Source organism: Frateuria sp. GZRR35 (genome assembly GCF_051900415.1).
GTDB lineage: Bacteria > Pseudomonadota > Gammaproteobacteria > Xanthomonadales > Rhodanobacteraceae > Frateuria_A.
Map to the genome: position 1 here is coordinate 221,667 of NZ_JBHZGL010000005.1, position 17,454 is coordinate 239,120.

Consider the following 17,454-nt stretch of genomic DNA (forward strand, 5'->3'; position numbering starts at 1 on the left):
CTGGTGGGCTGAAGCCCATCCTATCCGTTCAGAGACCTAGCTTGTGCATCAGCGTTTGCGCGTCGAAAGGCGCGTGCACCTTGGCGTCATTGTCGAAGTAGCAGTACACGTCGCGGCGGGCACGCTTCGGCGGCGGCCGCGGGCTGGCGCGTACCGCATCGGCCGGCTCGCCACCCTGCGACCACGCGCGGATGCGCACGGCCCAGCGTTCCAGCGCCTCGTCGCTGTAGCCGCTGGTGTAGAGCTTCTCGTCGCCATGCAGGCGCAGGTACACGAAGTCGGCCGTGACGTCTTCCAGGTAGGGCCAGCGCCCGGCGGTATCGGCCACCACCAGCGCGACCTTGTGCCGGCGCAGCAGCGAGATGAACTCCTCGCAGATGAAGCTCTCGTGGCGGATCTCCAGCGCGTGGCGCAGGCGGCGCTTGCGGTCGGGCGTCACGCTCGCGCCATGCTTCAGGCGATGGTCGTGATGGCGTGCGAGCGCGGCGGCCTGGAGCGTGTCGCGGGGCAGCGCGCCGAGGAAGTGGTCGAACAGCGCCTCGTCGAAGCGCTGGTTCGGCGGGCACTGCCACAGGATCGGCCCCAGTTTGGCGCCCAGCTCGAACAGCCCGGAGGCGAGGAAATTGGCCAGCGGCCCGTCGAAGTCGCGCAGGCGCTTGATGTGCGTGATGAAGCGCGGGCCTTTCACCGCGAACACGAAGCCGCGCGGTGTGTCGGCGTTCCAGCACGCGTAGCTCGATGGCCGCTGCAGGCTGTAGAACGAGCCGTTGAGCTCGACGCTGCGGACCTGGCGCGAGGCGTACTCGAGTTCGGCCCGCTGCGGCAGGTCCTTCGGATAGAACACGCCGCGCCAGGGCGCATAGCGCCAGCCGGAAATGCCGATGCGCAGCGCCGCCACGCGTCCCCTCCTTGCCACCGAAGCGGTCATGCAAGCGCAGGCGGGGTGAGTGCGCGGTGATCCGCGCGGCGGTCAGAAGGTGATTTCGCGCCGCACGATCGCGCCCAGCCACCGCGCGAAACGGCCGAGCAGGCTTTGCGCCTGGCCGTGGATCGCGGCCTGGCCGGAGAGTTCGCGCGGTAGCGCATGAGCCGCATCGCAATGATCCAGCCGCACGCGAAAGGTGGACTCCAGCGGCGCCAGTGTGCCGTCCGGCTGGCGCAGGCTGGCGACCGCGCCGCCGTACACGCTGGCGACATAGGGCTCGTCCAGTGCAGCCAGGTTGAGCCGGTCGATGCCGGCCACGCGGCAGTGCACCGCCGGCTGTTCCGGCAGCGCGGCGACGAACCGTGCCGCCTGGCCCGGCGCGAGCCGCGAGAGCGCCTCCTCGCCGACGAAGGCATCGCCCTTGGCGCCGCTGCCGCCGATCACGCCCAGCAACGCTTCGCCGCCCTTGAGCCACTCGCCCGGTTGCAGGCCCGCGGCCACGTCCACCACGCGCCCGTCGAACGGTGCGCGCAGCACCAGCCGGGCGCGCTCGGCCTCGTAGCCGGCCACCGTCTGGCGGGCCGCATCCCAGCGCTTGTGCAATGCCGGCCCAAGCGCCCGCAGGTCGGCGTCGAACGGCTGCTGGCGCACCTGCCAGGCCAGTTGTGCGGCCTGCTGGCTGGCGCTGCGCAACTGGTAGTCCAGCTCCGGCGAGGCCAGCTGCGCGAGTACGTCGCCCGCCTGGACGTGCTCACCGTCGCGCACCTTGAGCGTCAGCAGTTGCGCCGCGCGCGGCGTGTAGACGACCTGCGCCTGCGCCTGCCCCAGTACCGCCGGCGCACGCACGGTACGCTGCCAGGGCAGCAGCAGCGCCAGCACCAGCACGCTGCCGGCGATGGCCGTGCGCAGCGTCTGCCGGTTCCAGCGCAGCTCGGCGCGGCGGCGCCACCATACCGCCAGCTCGCGGGCCATCGGCCAGGCCAGGAAGAAGCCCAGTTCCACGGCCATCAGTACGATGCCCAGCGCACGGAAGAACACATGGAACACCAGCAGCGCGATCGACAGGAACAGCACGAAGCGGTAGATCCAGGTGATCCACGCAAAGCCGATCAGGAACCGATGCAGGCGCCGCGGCAGCGATTCCGGCGGCGGGTCACCGTAGCCGAACAGGCGCTCGCGCAGCCACCAGCGACCCAGCGCAAAAGTGCGCTCATGCAGGTTGGGGACATTGAGCCAGTCGCCGAGCAGGTAGTAGCCGTCGAAGCGTGTGAACGGGCTGGCGTTGATCGCCAGGGTGACCACCCAGGTACTGGTGGCCAGCATGAACACGCCCGCGCGTAGCGGCCCCTCCGGCAGGAAGCTCCACAGCAGCGTGGCCCACGCCGCCAGCATCAGTTCGGCCAGCACGCCGGCGGCGCCGATCTGCAGGCGGGCGCGGCGCGACCTGAGCTTCCATGCCTCGTTGGTGTCGGTGAACAGCACCGGCCACATCACCAGCAGTGCGATACCCATGGTCGGCACGCGGCAGCCGTGGCGATACGCGGTGAAGGCGTGGCCAAACTCGTGCAGCACCTTGGCGAAGGACAGCGCCAGCGCCAGTCCCAACCATCCCTGCCAACTGGTGTAGGCGTGGAAGGTATGCACGAAGCTGTCCCACTGGCGCGACACCAGGTACAGGCCCAGCAACAGCGCCGCCAGCGTGAGCCACCAGAAACCGCGGCGGTAGACGAAGGCCACCCACGGATAGGCGCGGCGCAGGAAAGCCATCGGCTGAACCAGCGGCACGCGCAGAAACAGGTAGTTCTTGAGCAGCCACATCGCCAGCCCCGGCCGGTGCGCCGCGGCGCTGGCGGCCAGGCGCGCGGTGTCCTGCGCGCCGGTGGCCTGGGTCAGGTGGTGGCCCTGCAGGAACAGCACCACCCCGGCCACGTCCTCGACGGTGACGATCGCGGTGGTGTGCGTGTTGACCGCCGCGACCACCGCCTCGGCCGTACCCAGCGACCAGTGCGAGAGGATCTCGAACGCCGCCCAGCCCAACTGGTAGAAGCGATGGGTGGCCGGGTCGTGCAACGTCCAGCAGGGCGAGCCATCCGGCGCGGGCGGCGCCGGGTTGAGCGCCAGTTCCTGCCGCAGCGGCGGCAATGGCGTGCCCGGACGATCGGTCGACATGGGGCTCAGCCGATCCACTGGCGCAGCGTCGCCAACGGCCGGCGCAACAGCAGGTAGGCCAGCGGCACGCGGCCGGCATACAGCCGCGCCGTACCCATCAGGCCCAATCGCGGTGGCGTCGCGTCGTCAGTGAAATGCGCCTTGACTCGATAGGCGAGGATGCCCTCGTCGGTCGGTGCGGCCTTGTAGGCCACGCTGTCGACGATGGCGTGGTAGGCGCTGAACGGCGAGGCCTTCGGATAGAAGGTCACGTCCGCCCCGGGGGCGAGCGCGAGCTGGTCGCCCACCGGCAGGTAGCCGGTCAGTTCGACTTTTGCCGGGTCGGCCAGCACCAGGACCTTCTCGCCCACCGCGACCGCCTTTCCGGTCCAGTCGTTGACGTCGGCGAACACCGCCACGCCGGCGCGGTCGGCCTTCACCTGCACGCGCGCGAGCTGGTCGGAGGTGTAGTCCAGGTCGACCTGCTTCTGCTTCAGGTCGCCCAGGCGCTCGGCCATCTGCAACTTGCTCTTGTCGTCGGTGACCGCCTGCTGGGCACTCTGGCGGTATTCCTCCAGCGCCGTCTCGTAGGCCTTGCGCGCGCTGGCATAGCGGCCGCGCAGCGTGGTCGCGTCCAGGTCGAACAGCAACGCGCCCTCCGCCACCGGCTGATTGGGCGCGACGGCCAGGCGGTCGATCACGCCATCGAGCGGCGCGCGCACCACGAACGGGTCGACCGGCGTGACCTCGGCCGACGCCAGCGCCGAGAGGCGCACGGGGATAAGCCCGACCAGCAGCACGCCCAACGCAATCTTCCACCACAGCCGGCGCGTGCGCAGCCGCGCGCGCAGCGCCCGCCACCCGCGTTCGCGCGGACGCAGCGCGAACAGGCCGTGGCCGAGCACGGCGCCCAGTTCGCCGGCCAGCTCCAGCTCCTCCTCGCGCCAGGGCTGTTCGCGCGCCAGCAACAGCACGCCTTGCGGCCCGCTGCCCGGATGCGCCAGTGGCAGGGCCAACGCATGGGCCGGCAGCCAACTGCCCCATTCGTCGGCCACCAGCGGCGCCAGCGCGGCGACATCCACCACTCGCGGTGCCGGCAGCGGCACCAGTTCCCGGAACAGCCGCGCCAGCCACTGCACATAGGGCGCGCCCGGATCGACCTGCGGCACGCCGGAGAGCGCACCCACCCGCCGCGCATCGCCATCGAGCCACAGCGCCGCCTGGCGATACGCCAGCACGGCGCGCGTCTCGTTGACCGCGATGAAGCCCAGCTCCTCCGCGTTGGCCGCCGCGCGCACGCGCTGGCCCAGCTGGAGCAGGCCGAGCAGGCCCTGGATGGAGGCGTTGACGGTGGTCATGCGATCAGTCGTGATGGAAAGGCGATGAGGCTGATGCCAACGCTGCTGGCGCGATCAACGCGCATGGCCCGGGAACGCAGCCCACCCGCTCATGCCCGGCAACAGCTCGAGGTGCGTGCCGAGGATGCGGCCGCTTACACCCACAGTCTGGCTGACCGGGTCGATGCTGGCACCCAGGCGCACGACCTGCGCGGGGTAGTCGGCGTCCAGTTCGTCCACGTGCACGGTGAACTTCGCCCCGGGCTTGAGCCAGGCGAGCCAGGTCGAGGGCACGATCAGCTTCACGTCCAGCGGGCCGGCATCGAGGATCTCCAGCAGCGGCTTGCCGGGCGTGACGAACTCGAACGGGGCCGCCTCGCGCTTGGCGACGCGGCCGGCGAACGGCGCGCGGATGGAACACTTGCCCACGGTGGTGCGCATGTAGGCGGCATCGGCCGCCGCTTCCTTCGCGCGCGCCTGCGCCTGTGCCACGTCCAGCGCACCGGCCGAATGCAGCGCGGCGAGCTTGCCGGTGACCTCCTGCTCGCGCTGGGCGGCGGCGGCGGTGGCCTGGGCCTTGGCCAGCTGGGCCTGGTACAGGCCGCAGTCGAAGGCGACCAGCAGGTCGCCCTTGGCGAAGGCATCGCCCTCGTTCAACGGCAGCCGGGCGATCTTGGCCGCCACTTCGCTGGAAATTTCCACGTCGTGCTGCGCCGCCAGCTGGGTGCGGATGCGCCCGGTGGCATCGGCCGGGCCGGCGTCCTGCGCGTAGGTCGATCCGGACAGTCCGCAGCCCAGCACGATCAGCCCGACCACGGCGACGATGGCCGGGGCATGCCTGCGGGCCAAACCGTTCTCCTGCCGCCCACCGCGGGACAGGGCCCGCGGGTGGGTTCGTGCATGCAGCTTCACGGCGCCCCGCCCTCGCTCCACCGGCGGTCGGTGGCTTCGATGGCTTTTTCCAGCGTCGGCAGGTCGTGCCCTGACACGATGGCAGGCAGCGGGTCCAGGCCCAGCGTGGCGAGCATCTGGCCGTAGGCGCCCTGGCAGGCAGCGTAACTCTGGTACAGGCGCAGCTCCGCCATCAGCGCGCTGGTGGCCGCGCGGATCTCGGCCAGCTTGCCCTGCGCGGTGGCGGCGGTGGCGTTGCGGGTGTGCTCCAGGATGCGCTGCTCCACGCCGCTCAGTTGCTGCGTCCATTCGAACTGCTGCCGGCGGCTGGTGTAGTCGATGTACGCCACATGCACCTGGGTGAGCACCGCCATGTTCAGTGCCAGCCGCTGCTCGCGCGCCAGGTCGTACTGCGCCTTGGCGGCCGCCTTGATGTGCTTGGCGTTGAGCAGGTTGAGCAGGTTCCAGCTCACCTGCAGGCCGGCGTCGCGCCAGGTGTTGTTGACCAGGAAGTCGTTGCTGTCGTAATGCGCGCCGACCGACAGCTCGATGCCCGGCAACAGCTTGGCCATCGCCTTGTGCGTCTCGTTCAGGCCGATGCGTTCGTTATAGCTCGCTTCGATCAGTTCGGGTCGGTTGAGCAGAGCCATCTGCTCCATCGTTTCCGGCGCGATCGCCAACTGCGGCGAGGTCATATCAGCCGGGGGGGCCAGCTCGAAGGCCCGGCCCGGTTCCAGGTTCATGATCGAGGCGAGCTTGGGCTTGGCCTGAGCCAGTTCGTCGCGGATCGTTTCCAGTTGCAATACCAGGCTGAGCAGCTCGCGCTGGTAGCCCAACGCCTGCAGCGGGTCTTTCAGGCCCTGCTGCTCGATCGCCTGGGAATCGCCCAGCGCCTGCTGCGCCTGCGCCAGCAGGGGTTCGATCTGTGCCTGGAGTTTCTGCGCGCCGGCGGCCTGCCAATAGGCTTCGCGGGTCTGCTGCATCAGCAGCTGTACCACCTTGCGCCGGCGCTGCTGTGCGGCCAGCACGCGGTCGGCCTGTTGGCGTGCGCCGTAGTAGCTGACGCCGAAATCCAGCACGTTCCACGACAGGCCCAGGTCGGCGCGCCGCGCGTTCTGCTCGCTGGAGGTCGACGGCACCAGCGACTGCTGGCCGGTGGTGATGTCCTGCGAGGAAGAGGCCAGCACGTTGTCGCGCGTGGTGTAGCCGGCCGAGGCGGTCAGCTGCGGCAGCAGGTCGAAGCTGGACAGGTCCAGCTGCCGCTGCGCCAGCGCCTCTTCCATCATTTTCACGCGATGGTCGAGGTTGTACTTGAGCGCGCGCGCCATCGCCTCGTCCAGGGTGATCGGGCCAGTCACCGGCTCCTGCGAGGCGAACATCGCCTGGCTGTCGGCAGCCAGCGTGGCCTGGCGCTGCTCCATGGTCAGTGGACGCGGATGGATGGCGCAGCCGGCAAGGATCAGGGTGCCGAGCGCGGCGGCAAGCGCTTTCTTGGGAAACACCAGGGTCGAGGACAAGGTGGGGCTCTCCTTAGCGGAAGGAATGACGTTGAGGGGCGGCCGGGTCGGGCTCATGGACGTACCGGTGCGTGGACGTGGCGCTGGGCGACCGCCAGCTGGCGCAGCAGCGCCGCATGGTCGGCGCCCTGGCGCTGCTGGCCGAACTGCGCCGCAAGCGCCGGCCGGGATACGGTGGGCCGGCCTTCGGCGTGCGCGGGCGCGGCCTTGCCGGCGGACAGCTGCACCGGCACTTCGCGGATATCACCCTGACCGTCGCGGACGGTCAGCAGCAACGACAGGGTGCCGATGAAATCGCGCGGCGCCGTGCCCGAGAGCGTGCCCGCCACCGGGTCGAACACCAGCCACGGCGGCAACGGTCGGCCATCGGCCATGCTCGCCTGCAGTACGTCGCCCGCCGGCAGCGGCACGCGGAACGCGCTGCCGGCCACGATCGGCGGCGGACTGGACCACGCGTCCGCCCAGGCGGCGTCGCCCTGGGCGGTTTCGTGACCGGCCACCAGCGTGGCCAGTGCATCGAGCACCCCGCCGGTCTCGAACGGCAGGTCGAAGGTGCGCGGTGGCGCGGCCTCGGCAAAATAGATCGTCGAGAGGTCGGAGCGCGTGATCGGCGCCAGCGACGAAACGACCGGGCTGTAGCCGGCGGTCGGCAACGCCGGCGAGGGAGCCGTCGTGGGCAGCACCACCGGTGCCACGCCGCCGACCACGTAGGCCTCGCCCTGCCCGCCGGCAGCGAGCGTATTGCCGGCCAGGTCGGCGATGCCGCTGGCGCCCGCGGCCAGCCCGAGCTGGACGCTGCCGGAGCCGCCCACGTCGACCAGGTGCACCGTGTAGGTATGGCCGTCCACGCGGGTGACCGAGCCGATGGTGGCGCGCGCGTTGCCGGTCAGGACCAGCGCGAAATCCGCCACGTCGAGGCCACTGACGTCCTCGTCGAAGGTCACCGTGTAATCGAGACCCTGCTGGCCGCTGTTGGGGCTGGCATCGGCGCGGTCGATGGCCACCAGTTGTGGCGCATGCGTATCGACGGCGTAGGTATTCGACGCCACGGACAGGGCGCCTGTGTTGCCGGCCGCATCGGTCACACCGGCGGTGGCGAGGGTGATCGTGTTGCTCGCGTCCGTGACGTCGGCCGTGGGTGTCAGCGTGGCAGTCCAGGTGACGCCGCCATCGCTGCTGGCCAGGCCGGACAGGCTGCCGTTGGCAACCGTGAAGTCGGCCGTGGTCAAGCCGCTCACTGCCTCGCTGAAGGTGATCGTGACCTGGCTGGTCTCGCCTGCCTTCAATGCGGTGTCGGCCACCACGATGCTTGCCGTCGGACGGGCGGTATCGATGGCGTAGACGTTCGACGCAACCGAGCCCACACCGGTGTTGCCTGCCGCATCGATGAGGCCGGTGGCGTCAAGCACGATCGTGTTGCTGGCGTTCGCGACGTCGATCGTCGGCGTCAGCGTGGCGGTCCAGGTGAGGCCGCCGTCGCTGCTGGCCAGGCCGCTCAGCGCGCCGTTTGCCACAGTGAAATCGGCGGTCGTCAGTCCACTTACCGCCTCGCTGAAAGTGATCGTGACCTGACTGGTCTCGCCGGTCTTCAACGCCGTGTCCGCTACCAAGATACTCGCCGTCGGGCGGGCGGTGTCGATGGCGTAGCTGTTCGAGACAATGGAACCCGCGCCTGTGTTGCCGGCTAGATCGATGACGCCAGTCGCATCGAGCGTGATCGTGTTGCTCGCGTTCGTGGTGTCGATCGTCGGCGTAAGCGTTGCCGTCCAGGTGACGCCGCCATCGCTGCTCGCAAGACCGGAAAGGCTGCCGTTGGCGACCGTGAGGTCTGCGGTGGTCAACCCGCTCACTGCCTCGCTGAAAGCGATCGTGACCTGGCTGGTTTCGCCCGCCTTCAGCGCGGTGTCGGCCACCACGATGCTCACCGCCGGACGGGCGGTATCGATGGCGTAGACGTTCGACGCGACCGAACCGATACCGGCGTTGCCGGCCGCATCGGTGACACCGGCAGTGGCGAGGGTGATCGTGTTGCTCGCGTCCGTGACGTCGGCCGTGGGTGTCAGCGTGGCAGTCCAGGTGACGCCGCCATCGCTGCTGGCCAGGCCGGACAGGCTGCCGTTGGCAACCGTGAAGTCGGCCGTGGTCAAGCCGCTCACCGCTTCGCTGAAGGTGATCGTGACCTGGCTGGTCTCCCCTGCCTTCAATGCGGTGTCGGCCACCACGATGCTTGCCGTCGGACGGGCGGTATCGATGGCGTAGACGTTCGACGCAACCGAGCCCGCACCGGTGTTGCCTGCCGAGTCGATGAGGCCGGTGACGTCAAGCACGATCGTGTTGCTGGCGTTCGCGACGTCGATCGTCGGCGTCAGCGTGGCGGTCCAGGTGAGGCCGCCGTCGCTGCTGGCCAGGCCGCTCAGCGCGCCGTTTGACACAGTGAAATCGGCGGTCGTCAGTCCACTTACCGCCTCGCTGAAGGTGATCGTGACCTGGCTGGTCTCGCCCGTCTTCAACGCCGTGTCCGCTACCAAGATACTCGCCGTCGGGCGGGCGGTGTCGATGGCGTAGGTGGCAGAAGCCGTGGTGCCCAGGCCGGCATTACCAGCCGCGTCCTGCACGCCGGTGTTGTCCAGCACGATCAAGTTGCCGGCGACGCTGATGTTGGCGCCGGGCGTGAAGGTGGCTGTCCAGGTCACGCCGCCGTCGCTGCTGGCCAGGCCGCTCAATGCACCGTTCGCCACGGTGAAATCGGCGGTGGTCAGACCGTTGACCGCCTCGCTGAAGGTGATGGTGACGGTCGATGTTTCGCCCGCTGCCAGCGCGGTGTCGGACAAGGCAATGTTGGCCGTCGGCGGCAGGGCGTCGACGTGCACGGCCACCGTCGATGCAACACTGTTTAGTGCATCGGACGCGGCGTTGCCGACAGCGTCCCGCAGGGTGCCGCCGTTGTCGTCGACGGCACTCGCCAGGGTGATGCCGTCGGCGTCGTTCTGTCCGGCCTGCACGGTGTAGCGGAACACCAGTGCGGTGGTGCCGCTGCCGGACACGTAGTGGGCGTAGACCGTACCACCGGTGTCCAGGGTGATGGCAATGCGCGGCGTGCCGGCGCTGGTATCCACCGTCACCGCGTCGCTGTAGTTGACCGTGAAGTCGAGATTCTGGCCGGCAACGTAGGTGCCGTTGGCCGGCGCATCCACCGAAACCACGGTCGGGGCGATGCCGTCCACCACGATGGCGTGCTGGCCTGCAATCGAACTGGCGCTGCCCGTGGCCGGCAGGGTCAGCTCCGCATCCACGCCCGCGCTGCTGCGGATGGTGCCGCCGGCGAGCGCGAGCGCTGCACTCGAGGCGTAGTCCAGATCGGCGCTGGCGTCGCCGGCCTGCACGGTGTAGGCGAAGGTCAGGGTGTTGCTACCCGAGCCGGAAACATAGATCGCGTCGTGGTCGATGCCGCCGGTCTCCATCTGCAGGGTCGGCGTGCCGCCCGTGCCATCCACGACGACGGCCTGGTCGAAGGTGACGGTGAGATAGACGGTATCGCCGATCTTGTAGCTGCCATCAGGAGCGGTGCTGCTGACGTTGGTGACCTTCGGTATGCCGATGAGGTTGACCGTGTCGGTGGCCAGCGCGCTCGTCTTGCTGCCGTCGCTGGCCATGAAGTCGATCGTGCGATTGCCGTAACTGGTGCTGCTGCTGGAGAAGGTCACCGAGGACAGCGCATTGGCCCACTGGGCGTTGGTGGCGGTCGCGCCCGACGAAGTGAGCGTCAGCACGCCGGTGGCCGCGTTGTATGAGCCGGCGATGTTGCCCATGCTCGAACCGTTGTTGACGAACCCGAGCACGTCCCCGCTGGCGAAGCCCGCGCCGATCGTGACCGTGGCCGAGGACTGGGTGGCGTTGTCCAGGTCCGACACGGCGATGCCGCTGTCGATCGTGACCGGCGCGGCACTGTAGACGTAATCCGTCGTGCCACCGGTGGTGGTGACGATCGGTGTCTGGTCGACCGCGGTCACCGTGATCGTGCGTGTGGCGGTGTTGCTGGTGATGCCGCCGCCATCGACCGCGGTGAAGCTGACGGTGCGCGTGGCGGTGTTGGGCGTGACCGCGGTGTCGGTGTAACGCACCGATTCCAGTGCGCTCTGCCATTGCGCCAGCGTGGCGGTGGCGCCGGCCGAGGTCATGGTGAGTACGCCGGTGGCCGCGTTGTAGCTGGCCACGATGTTGCCCATGGTCGAGCCGTTGTTGGTGAACAACAGCACGTCCTCGCCGCTGTGGAAGTTGCCGGTGATGGCGATGGTGGCCGAGGCCAGCGTCGTGCTGACGCCGTCGGTCACGCTCAGCCCGGCATCGATCGCCACCGGCGTCGAGGCGGTGTTGTCGCCGGCAACGAATGCGGTCGAACCTGCGTCGGTGGTGATCTGCGGCGGGCCCAGCACGTCCACCGTGTCGATGGCCGCCACGCTGGTCTTGCTGCCGTCGCTGGTGGCGAAGTCGATCGTGCGGTTGCCGTAGCTGGTGCTGGTGCTGGAGAAGGTCACCGAGGACAGCGCATCGGCCCACTGGGCGTTGGTGGCGGTCGCGCCCGAGGAAGTCAGCGTCAGCACGCCGGTGGCCGCGTTGTACGAGCCAGCGATGTTGCCCATGCTCAAACCGTTGTTGACGAACCCGAGCACGTCCCCGCTGGCGAAGCCCGCGCCGATCATGACCGTGGCCGAGGACTGGGTGACGTTGTCCAGGTCGGACACGGTAATGCCACCGTCGATCGTGACTGCCGACGTGCCGCCCACGTAGTTGGTAGTGCCGCCGGTGGTCGTGACGATCGGCGTCTGGTCGACGGCGGTGACGGTGACCGCGCGCGTGACGGTGGCGCTGCTGTCGATGCCGTCGCTGAGCGCGAAGCTGACCGTGCGCGTGGCCGTGTCGGGCGTGGTCGCGGTGTCGGTGTAGGTCACCGAACGCAGCGCCGCCTGCCACTGCGCCAGCGTGGCCGTGCCGCCGGAGGACGTCAGCGTCAACACGCCGGTGGACGCGTCGTAGCTGGCGGCGATGTTGCCCATCGTCGCGCCGTCGTTGACGAATGCAAGCACGTCCTCGCCCGCGTGGAAGCCTCCCGTGATGGCGATGGTCGCCGCGGCCAGCGAAGTGTTGTCCGCGTCGGTCACGGTCATGCCGGCATCGACCACGACCGGGGTGCCGCTGACGTTGTCGCCGGCCACGAAGCTGGCGGAGCCGCCGCTGGCCGTCGCCACCGGCGCGTCGTTGATGGCCTGGATGAGCACGGTGCCGCCGATGCCGGGCGAGGCGGTGTCCACGCCGCCGTTGGCGGTGCCGCCGGTGTCCTGGATGCCGGCCAAGGTGATGGTGCGGCCCCCGGCGACCGTCGGGTTGTCGCTGTTGTTGCGGTAGCTCAGGCCGTTGACCAGCGCCTGCGCGGCACTGGCGCTGTAATCGCCGACCCGGGTGATGGTGACGGTAGCGGTGCCGCCGGACAGCGTCACGGATACGGCATAGCCGTTGGTTGCCGTGGTGACGATGTTGCCGTCGGTCAGCGCGACGGCGGTCCCGTCGACGTTGAGGATCTCCGAGCCGCCATCGGCGAGGCCGCCCACGGTCACGGTCAGCGCGTGGATGTTCTGGCCGGCTTCCACGGTGCCGATAGTGGTGCCGCTGAACAGCGTCACCGCCGCACCGCCCTCGGTGAACTGCGGCGAGGCATCGACGGTCGTCGTCAGCATGGGCGCGTCGTTGACGCCGGTGACGCTCACCGCCTTGCTGGCCGCGGCGCTGTCACGGGTACCGTCGTTGACGGTGAAGCTGACCGTGCGGGTGGCCGCATCCGGATCCTGCGCGGTGTCGATGTAGGTAATCGAGCGCAGCGCGGCCTGCCATTGCGCCAGCGTGGCGGTGCCGCCGGCCGAGGCCAGCGTCATCACGCCGGTGCCGGCGTTGTAACTGGCCGTGATGTTGCCCATGGTGGCGGCGACGTTGGTGAACGACAGCACGTCCTGGCCCGCGTGGAAGCCGCCGCTGATCGTCACCGTGGCGCTGGCCAGTGTGGCGTTGTCCACGTCGCTGAGGGTCAGGCCGGCGTCGACCGCCACCGGGGTGCCCTCGACGAAGACGGTGGTACCGCCGCTGGTCGTGGCCACGGCCGAAGCGTCCACGTTGCTGGCGGTGAAGGGGTTGCCGGTGGTATCGGACACCGACACCGCCGCGTCGGCGCCGGCGGCCCAGTCCTCCGCGGCGGCCAGGTTGTAGATCGTGCCGTCGGTCGAAGTGGCGCCGTTCTTGTCGATGATCCCGTCCACGGCCGCCTTGTCGGTGGCGCTCAACACCAGGGTGAAGCCGGTGCCGGAGGTGATGTCGACATTGGCCGTGTCGGTCAGCGTGTAGGTCTGGCCCTGAGCGGCGAAGGTGAACTTGTTGGCGATGATGTCGTTGTTCGCGCCGCCCGCCGACAGGAAGCCGGTGCCGGTCACCACGACCGTGCCGGTGGCCGCATCGTAGGTGGCGCTGGTGATCGCTGGCGTGGCGACGTTGCTGACGGTGATGCCGTTGCCGGTGGTGTCGGCCACCGGCACCGCCGCGTCGGCGCCGGCAGCCCAATCCTCCGCGGCCGCCAGGTTGTAGGTCGTCCCGCCGGTGGAGCTGGTGCCGATCTTGTTGACGATCAGGTTGATGCCGGCCTTGTCGGTCGCGCTCAGGAAGAGCGTAAAGCTGGTAGCGGAGGTGATGTCGACATCGGCGGTGTCGGTGAGCGTATAGGTCTGGCCACCCTCACCGGTGAAGGTGAGCTTGTTGGCGACGATGTCGTTGGTCGCGCCGCTCAGCGAGAGGAATCCGCTGCCGGTGACCACGAGCGACCCGGTGCTCGCGTTATAGGTGGCACTGGTGATGGTCGGCGTGGGTACGTTGCTGACCGTTACAGGGTTGCCGGTGGCGTCGGACGTATCGGTGTTGCCGATGACGCTGTCCCAATCGTCTGCCGCCGACAGGTTGTAGGTGGTGCCGCCGGTCGAGCTGGTGCCGATCTTGTTCAGGATCTGCCCGAGCGCTGTCCGGTCGGCGGTGTTGAGCGTCACGGCGAACGAGGTGGCGCTGGTGACCTCGACATTCGAGGAGGTCAGCGTGTAGGTCGCGCCGCCTTCGCCGGTGAACGTCAGCTTGGACACCGCGATGTCGTTGTTCGCGCCGACCGTGGCGACCAGGTGGGTGCCGGTGACGGTGAGCACGTGGGTGGCCGCGTCGTAGGTGGCGGAGGTGACGGTCGGCGCGCTGACGTTGCTGACGGTGACGCCGTTGCCGGTGAGGTCGGCCGAGGCGCTCGCCGTGGCATCCCAATTGGCCGCGGCGGAGAGGTTGAACGTGGTCGCGTCGACCGCGCTGGTGCCGTTCTTGTTGAGCAGTCCGTTGATGGCCAGCTTGTCGGCCGCGTTCAGCGTGATCGAGAAGGACGTCGCGCTGCCGGCCGTTACGTTGCCGGACGTCAGGGTATAGGTACTGCCACCCTGGCCGGTGAGCGTGAACTTGCCGGCGCTGATGGTGTCGCCGGCGGCCATGTCGGTGCCGGTGACGGTCAGGGTGCCGGTGGCAGCGTCGTAGGTGGCGCTGGTGATGCTCGCGGAAGGCAACGTGGTACTGGTGCCGCCGGCATCATTGAACGAGTCGGACTGGCTGGTTGCCGCCGGGTGCGAAGGATCCGCACCGCCCAGCTGGCCTCGCTCGCCGCCCGCAGCGGCGTTGGCGCTGAACGAGGCGATCGTGGCTGTGTCGATCTGCAGGTTGCCGCGATTGAGGATACCGCCCGCGGCCACGCCTCCGCGGCCGGCCGCGTAGGTGAGTCCCGTGCTATAGGACGGACCGGCGCCGCCGCCGCCCGCTGCGGCGTTGTTGCTGATGTTCGAATGACGGATGGTCAGCGTGCCGGTGTTGAAGATGCCGCCCGCCGCGTCGCCGCCGCGTCCCGAGGCGCCGCCGGTATTGCCCCAGCCGCCGCCGCCGCCGCCGATGCCACCGGCGGTGCCGCCGCTACCGCCGCCGAGCGTCGAGGCCTGGTAGGCGCCCAGGCCGCCGGAGGTCGATCCGCCGCCGCCGCCGTATCCGTTGCCGCCGTAGTCGAAGGACTGGCCGCCGGTACCGCCCACTCCCCCGGTTCCCAGCGCGGCCGCCGCACCACCAGGGCCGGTGATGCTCGCCGCACCGCCATCGCCGCCGCCGATGCCGGCATAGCCGCCACCACCGCCACCGCCGAAGCCATAGGTCGCCCCACCGGTCGAGTGGTTGGCGTTGTTGCTGGGCGTAAAGGACGCACCGCCGCCGCCGGCGGCCCGGTTGCCGGTGATGGTCACGTCCTTCAAGGTCAGGGTGCCTGCGTTGCGAATGCCGGCGCCCAAGGCGTCGCCGCCATCCAGCGCGGCGGCGCTGGCGCCGTCGCCCGAAAGCAGACCGTGCTCGATCACCAGTCCGTCCAGAGCGACCGTACTGCCCGCGGTAATGTCCAGCACGCGTCCGTTGTACTGGCCATCCAGGGTCACGTCGGCAGTGCCGTTGCCGTCGATGTCACCCTCGATGGTGAGGTTCTTGTTGATGACCAGCAGCGAGTCGCCCGACGCATGCGTGGACAGGCTGATCGTCATGCTGCTGGCGAACGTGATCGTGTCGCCGCTGGTCGCGGCCGCGATCGTGGCCCGCAACGAACCGGCGCCGCTGTCGGCGGCGGTGGTGACGGTAAGCGTCGACAGATCGTGCGAGTACAGGGCCTGGTCGGTCGCCGAAAGTACCGGTAGCGACTCGATGTGGCCCGTGGTGATCTCGAGATTCCAGTCGGCACCGGCACCGGTGCGGTTGTCGGACGCGGCGATATCGCGGCGGGTGAGCTGCGCCAGCGAGGTGACGAACGATGCGCCCTTGTCGCCGGCCGCGGTGTCGCAGGCATAGATCAGGATGTCGCCGCCGGCCTTGATGTCGGCGCCGATCTGCTGCAGGTCGCTTGCGTGCTGGCCGATGTTGTCGGCCGACAGGTAGGTGTTGCCCAGCCACAGGTCGCCGTCATTGCCGTGGGCGAGGATCTGCACCGAATCGGCCCCCGGATGGGCGTCGAGGTAGTCGCGCATCTGCGCCAGGCCGTCGCGGCCCTGCTGCAGGTACACCACCTCGGTGCCGGGACGGACGTGGGCGAGGAGGGAGGCGGCGTCCTGGATGCGTGCGTCGACGAACAACACGTTGCGGGGGGCGGACGGAGCCGCGCCGTCGTGGTCGGCAAACCGGAACGCGCGCGGGGCCATGTCATCGGCCCACATGGCGGCCGGGCGATGCATTGCCGGGGCGTGGTCGGCATCGGCGTGCGCGGCGGGCGGCGCATGGGCGGCGGCTTCCGGTTGGAACGCGGCCACCGTGGCGACGGCCGCGCCGTCGAACATCACGCGCGGCTCCAGCGCCATCACCAGTGGCCGGCGCGGCGGCAAAACGGGGGTACCGGCAGCCGGAGTCTGGGCCTTGCCGCGTTTGAACCATGCCATGTGTTTTTCCCCTGTCGCGTCCGAAAGCGACCGTTTAGGTAAGTCCGTTTGCGTCACCGGCGTCCCGCCGGTCCGAGGCAACGCGTATCACGTGCGCGCTGCTGCCTTCCTGGTTGCGCCAGAACGACAGCTGGGCGTACTTCTCGAAAAGGTCCGGCGGCAGCACCGTGCGGCGCGGTTCGACCTGCACCCGCGGCCGCACCCGATGCAGGCCCGACACCCCCAACGCGTCGTCGAACGCCGGCGCGTCGTAGGTCACGTTGCAAAAATCGTGCTCGAACCAGGGTTCGCCGAGAAAATCGTAGATCAGCCGCAGCACGCGCTCGGGCGCCTGCGCCAGCAGCTCGTACTCGACCACCAGCAACGAGCCGGCCTGGGCGCCGTAGTAGGCCTCCTTCAACGCCGACCACGCAAAGCCGACCAGGCGGTTGTACTGCGCCAGCGTGTCCAGCCGGCTGTAGACCGTATTGCGCTCGGCGTCGTTGCCGTACAGCTTGGTCTGCTCATAGGGGTTGGCGCGGTAGAGGCGCTCCAGGCTGTCCATCACCCACGCCACGTTGCGCACGCAGGCGATCACCCTGGCCTCGGGGAACAGGTCGACCAACGCCGGCAGGCGGGCGCTCCAGAGCCGGTTGGTGTCGAACACCACCGCCTTGTCGGCCTGGTCGGCGTAGTAGTTCTCGAACAGTCCGCGCAGCAGGCGGCGGCGGGTCTGGCGATCGACAACCGGGCCGAACTCGCTGCCGGCACCGAACTGGTCGAGCATGGAGGTGAACAGCGTGCCGACCGGGCTGGTCATGCCCGCATGGAAGCGCGGGTTCTGCAACAGCAATGCCGCCAGCAGGGTCGAGCCGGACCGCGGCAACCCCGAAATGAAATGCACCTTGCCCACGTCCCTGCCGCCCCTGACCGCGCGTGGCGCGCCCTGTTGAACCCCGCCTCCCGGAAACGTCCGAAGAACGCCCCGTCTTTCCCGCCATCATGCAGGCAACCCCAGTGGATTTCTGTAGGGCAACGATGTGGATGGTGGTATCGCCTGCAAGTGTGACCGTGTTCGCTTTTTTTGGCGAGCCCGGGCCGTGCGTGCCGCATTCGGCGCACATGTGGCGGAAGGATGCCGC

The 17,454-nt window shown here is 69.2% G+C and carries 7 protein-coding genes; all 7 read right to left on the reverse strand.

All coding sequences use genetic code 11. The annotated features are described in order from the left end of the window. Window positions 1-28: 28 nt before the first annotated feature. The 7 genes from ACFWZ3_RS08525 to ACFWZ3_RS08555 are packed head-to-tail and all read right to left on the reverse strand — an operon-like array spanning window position 29 to window position 17,225. A complete protein-coding gene (locus tag ACFWZ3_RS08525) occupies window positions 29-928 on the reverse strand; it encodes a DUF72 domain-containing protein (RefSeq protein ID WP_439707307.1) in 900 nt (299 codons plus the stop codon). 42 nt (window positions 929-970) lie between these two features. After that, a complete protein-coding gene (locus tag ACFWZ3_RS08530) occupies window positions 971-3,094 on the reverse strand; it encodes an HlyD family efflux transporter periplasmic adaptor subunit (RefSeq protein WP_439707308.1) in 2,124 nt (707 codons plus the stop codon). Window positions 3,095-3,099: 5 nt separating this feature from the next. Then, window positions 3,100-4,431, reverse strand: coding sequence for an efflux RND transporter periplasmic adaptor subunit (locus tag ACFWZ3_RS08535; protein ID WP_439707309.1), 1,332 nt, complete (start codon window positions 4,429-4,431; stop codon window positions 3,100-3,102). Window positions 4,432-4,485: 54 nt separating this feature from the next. After that, window positions 4,486-5,259 carry an efflux RND transporter periplasmic adaptor subunit gene (locus ACFWZ3_RS08540; RefSeq protein WP_439707310.1) on the reverse strand — a complete coding sequence of 258 codons (774 nt, stop codon included), beginning with the start codon at window positions 5,257-5,259 and terminating at the stop codon, window positions 4,486-4,488. A gap of 59 nt (window positions 5,260-5,318) precedes the next feature. Continuing rightward, window positions 5,319-6,818: a TolC family protein gene (locus tag ACFWZ3_RS08545; protein ID WP_439707311.1), complete on the reverse strand. Its 1,500-nt coding sequence runs from the start codon at window positions 6,816-6,818 to the stop codon at window positions 5,319-5,321. Window positions 6,819-6,871: 53 nt separating this feature from the next. Beyond that, a complete protein-coding gene (locus ACFWZ3_RS08550; RefSeq protein WP_439707312.1) occupies window positions 6,872-16,333 on the reverse strand; it encodes an Ig-like domain-containing protein in 9,462 nt (3,153 codons plus the stop codon). A 34-nt stretch (window positions 16,334-16,367) separates the two neighbouring features. Further along, window positions 16,368-17,225 (reverse strand): sulfotransferase family protein, encoded by an 858-nt coding sequence (locus ACFWZ3_RS08555; RefSeq protein WP_439707313.1) that lies wholly within the window; start codon window positions 17,223-17,225, stop codon window positions 16,368-16,370. Between the last annotated feature and the right edge of the window lie 229 nt (window positions 17,226-17,454).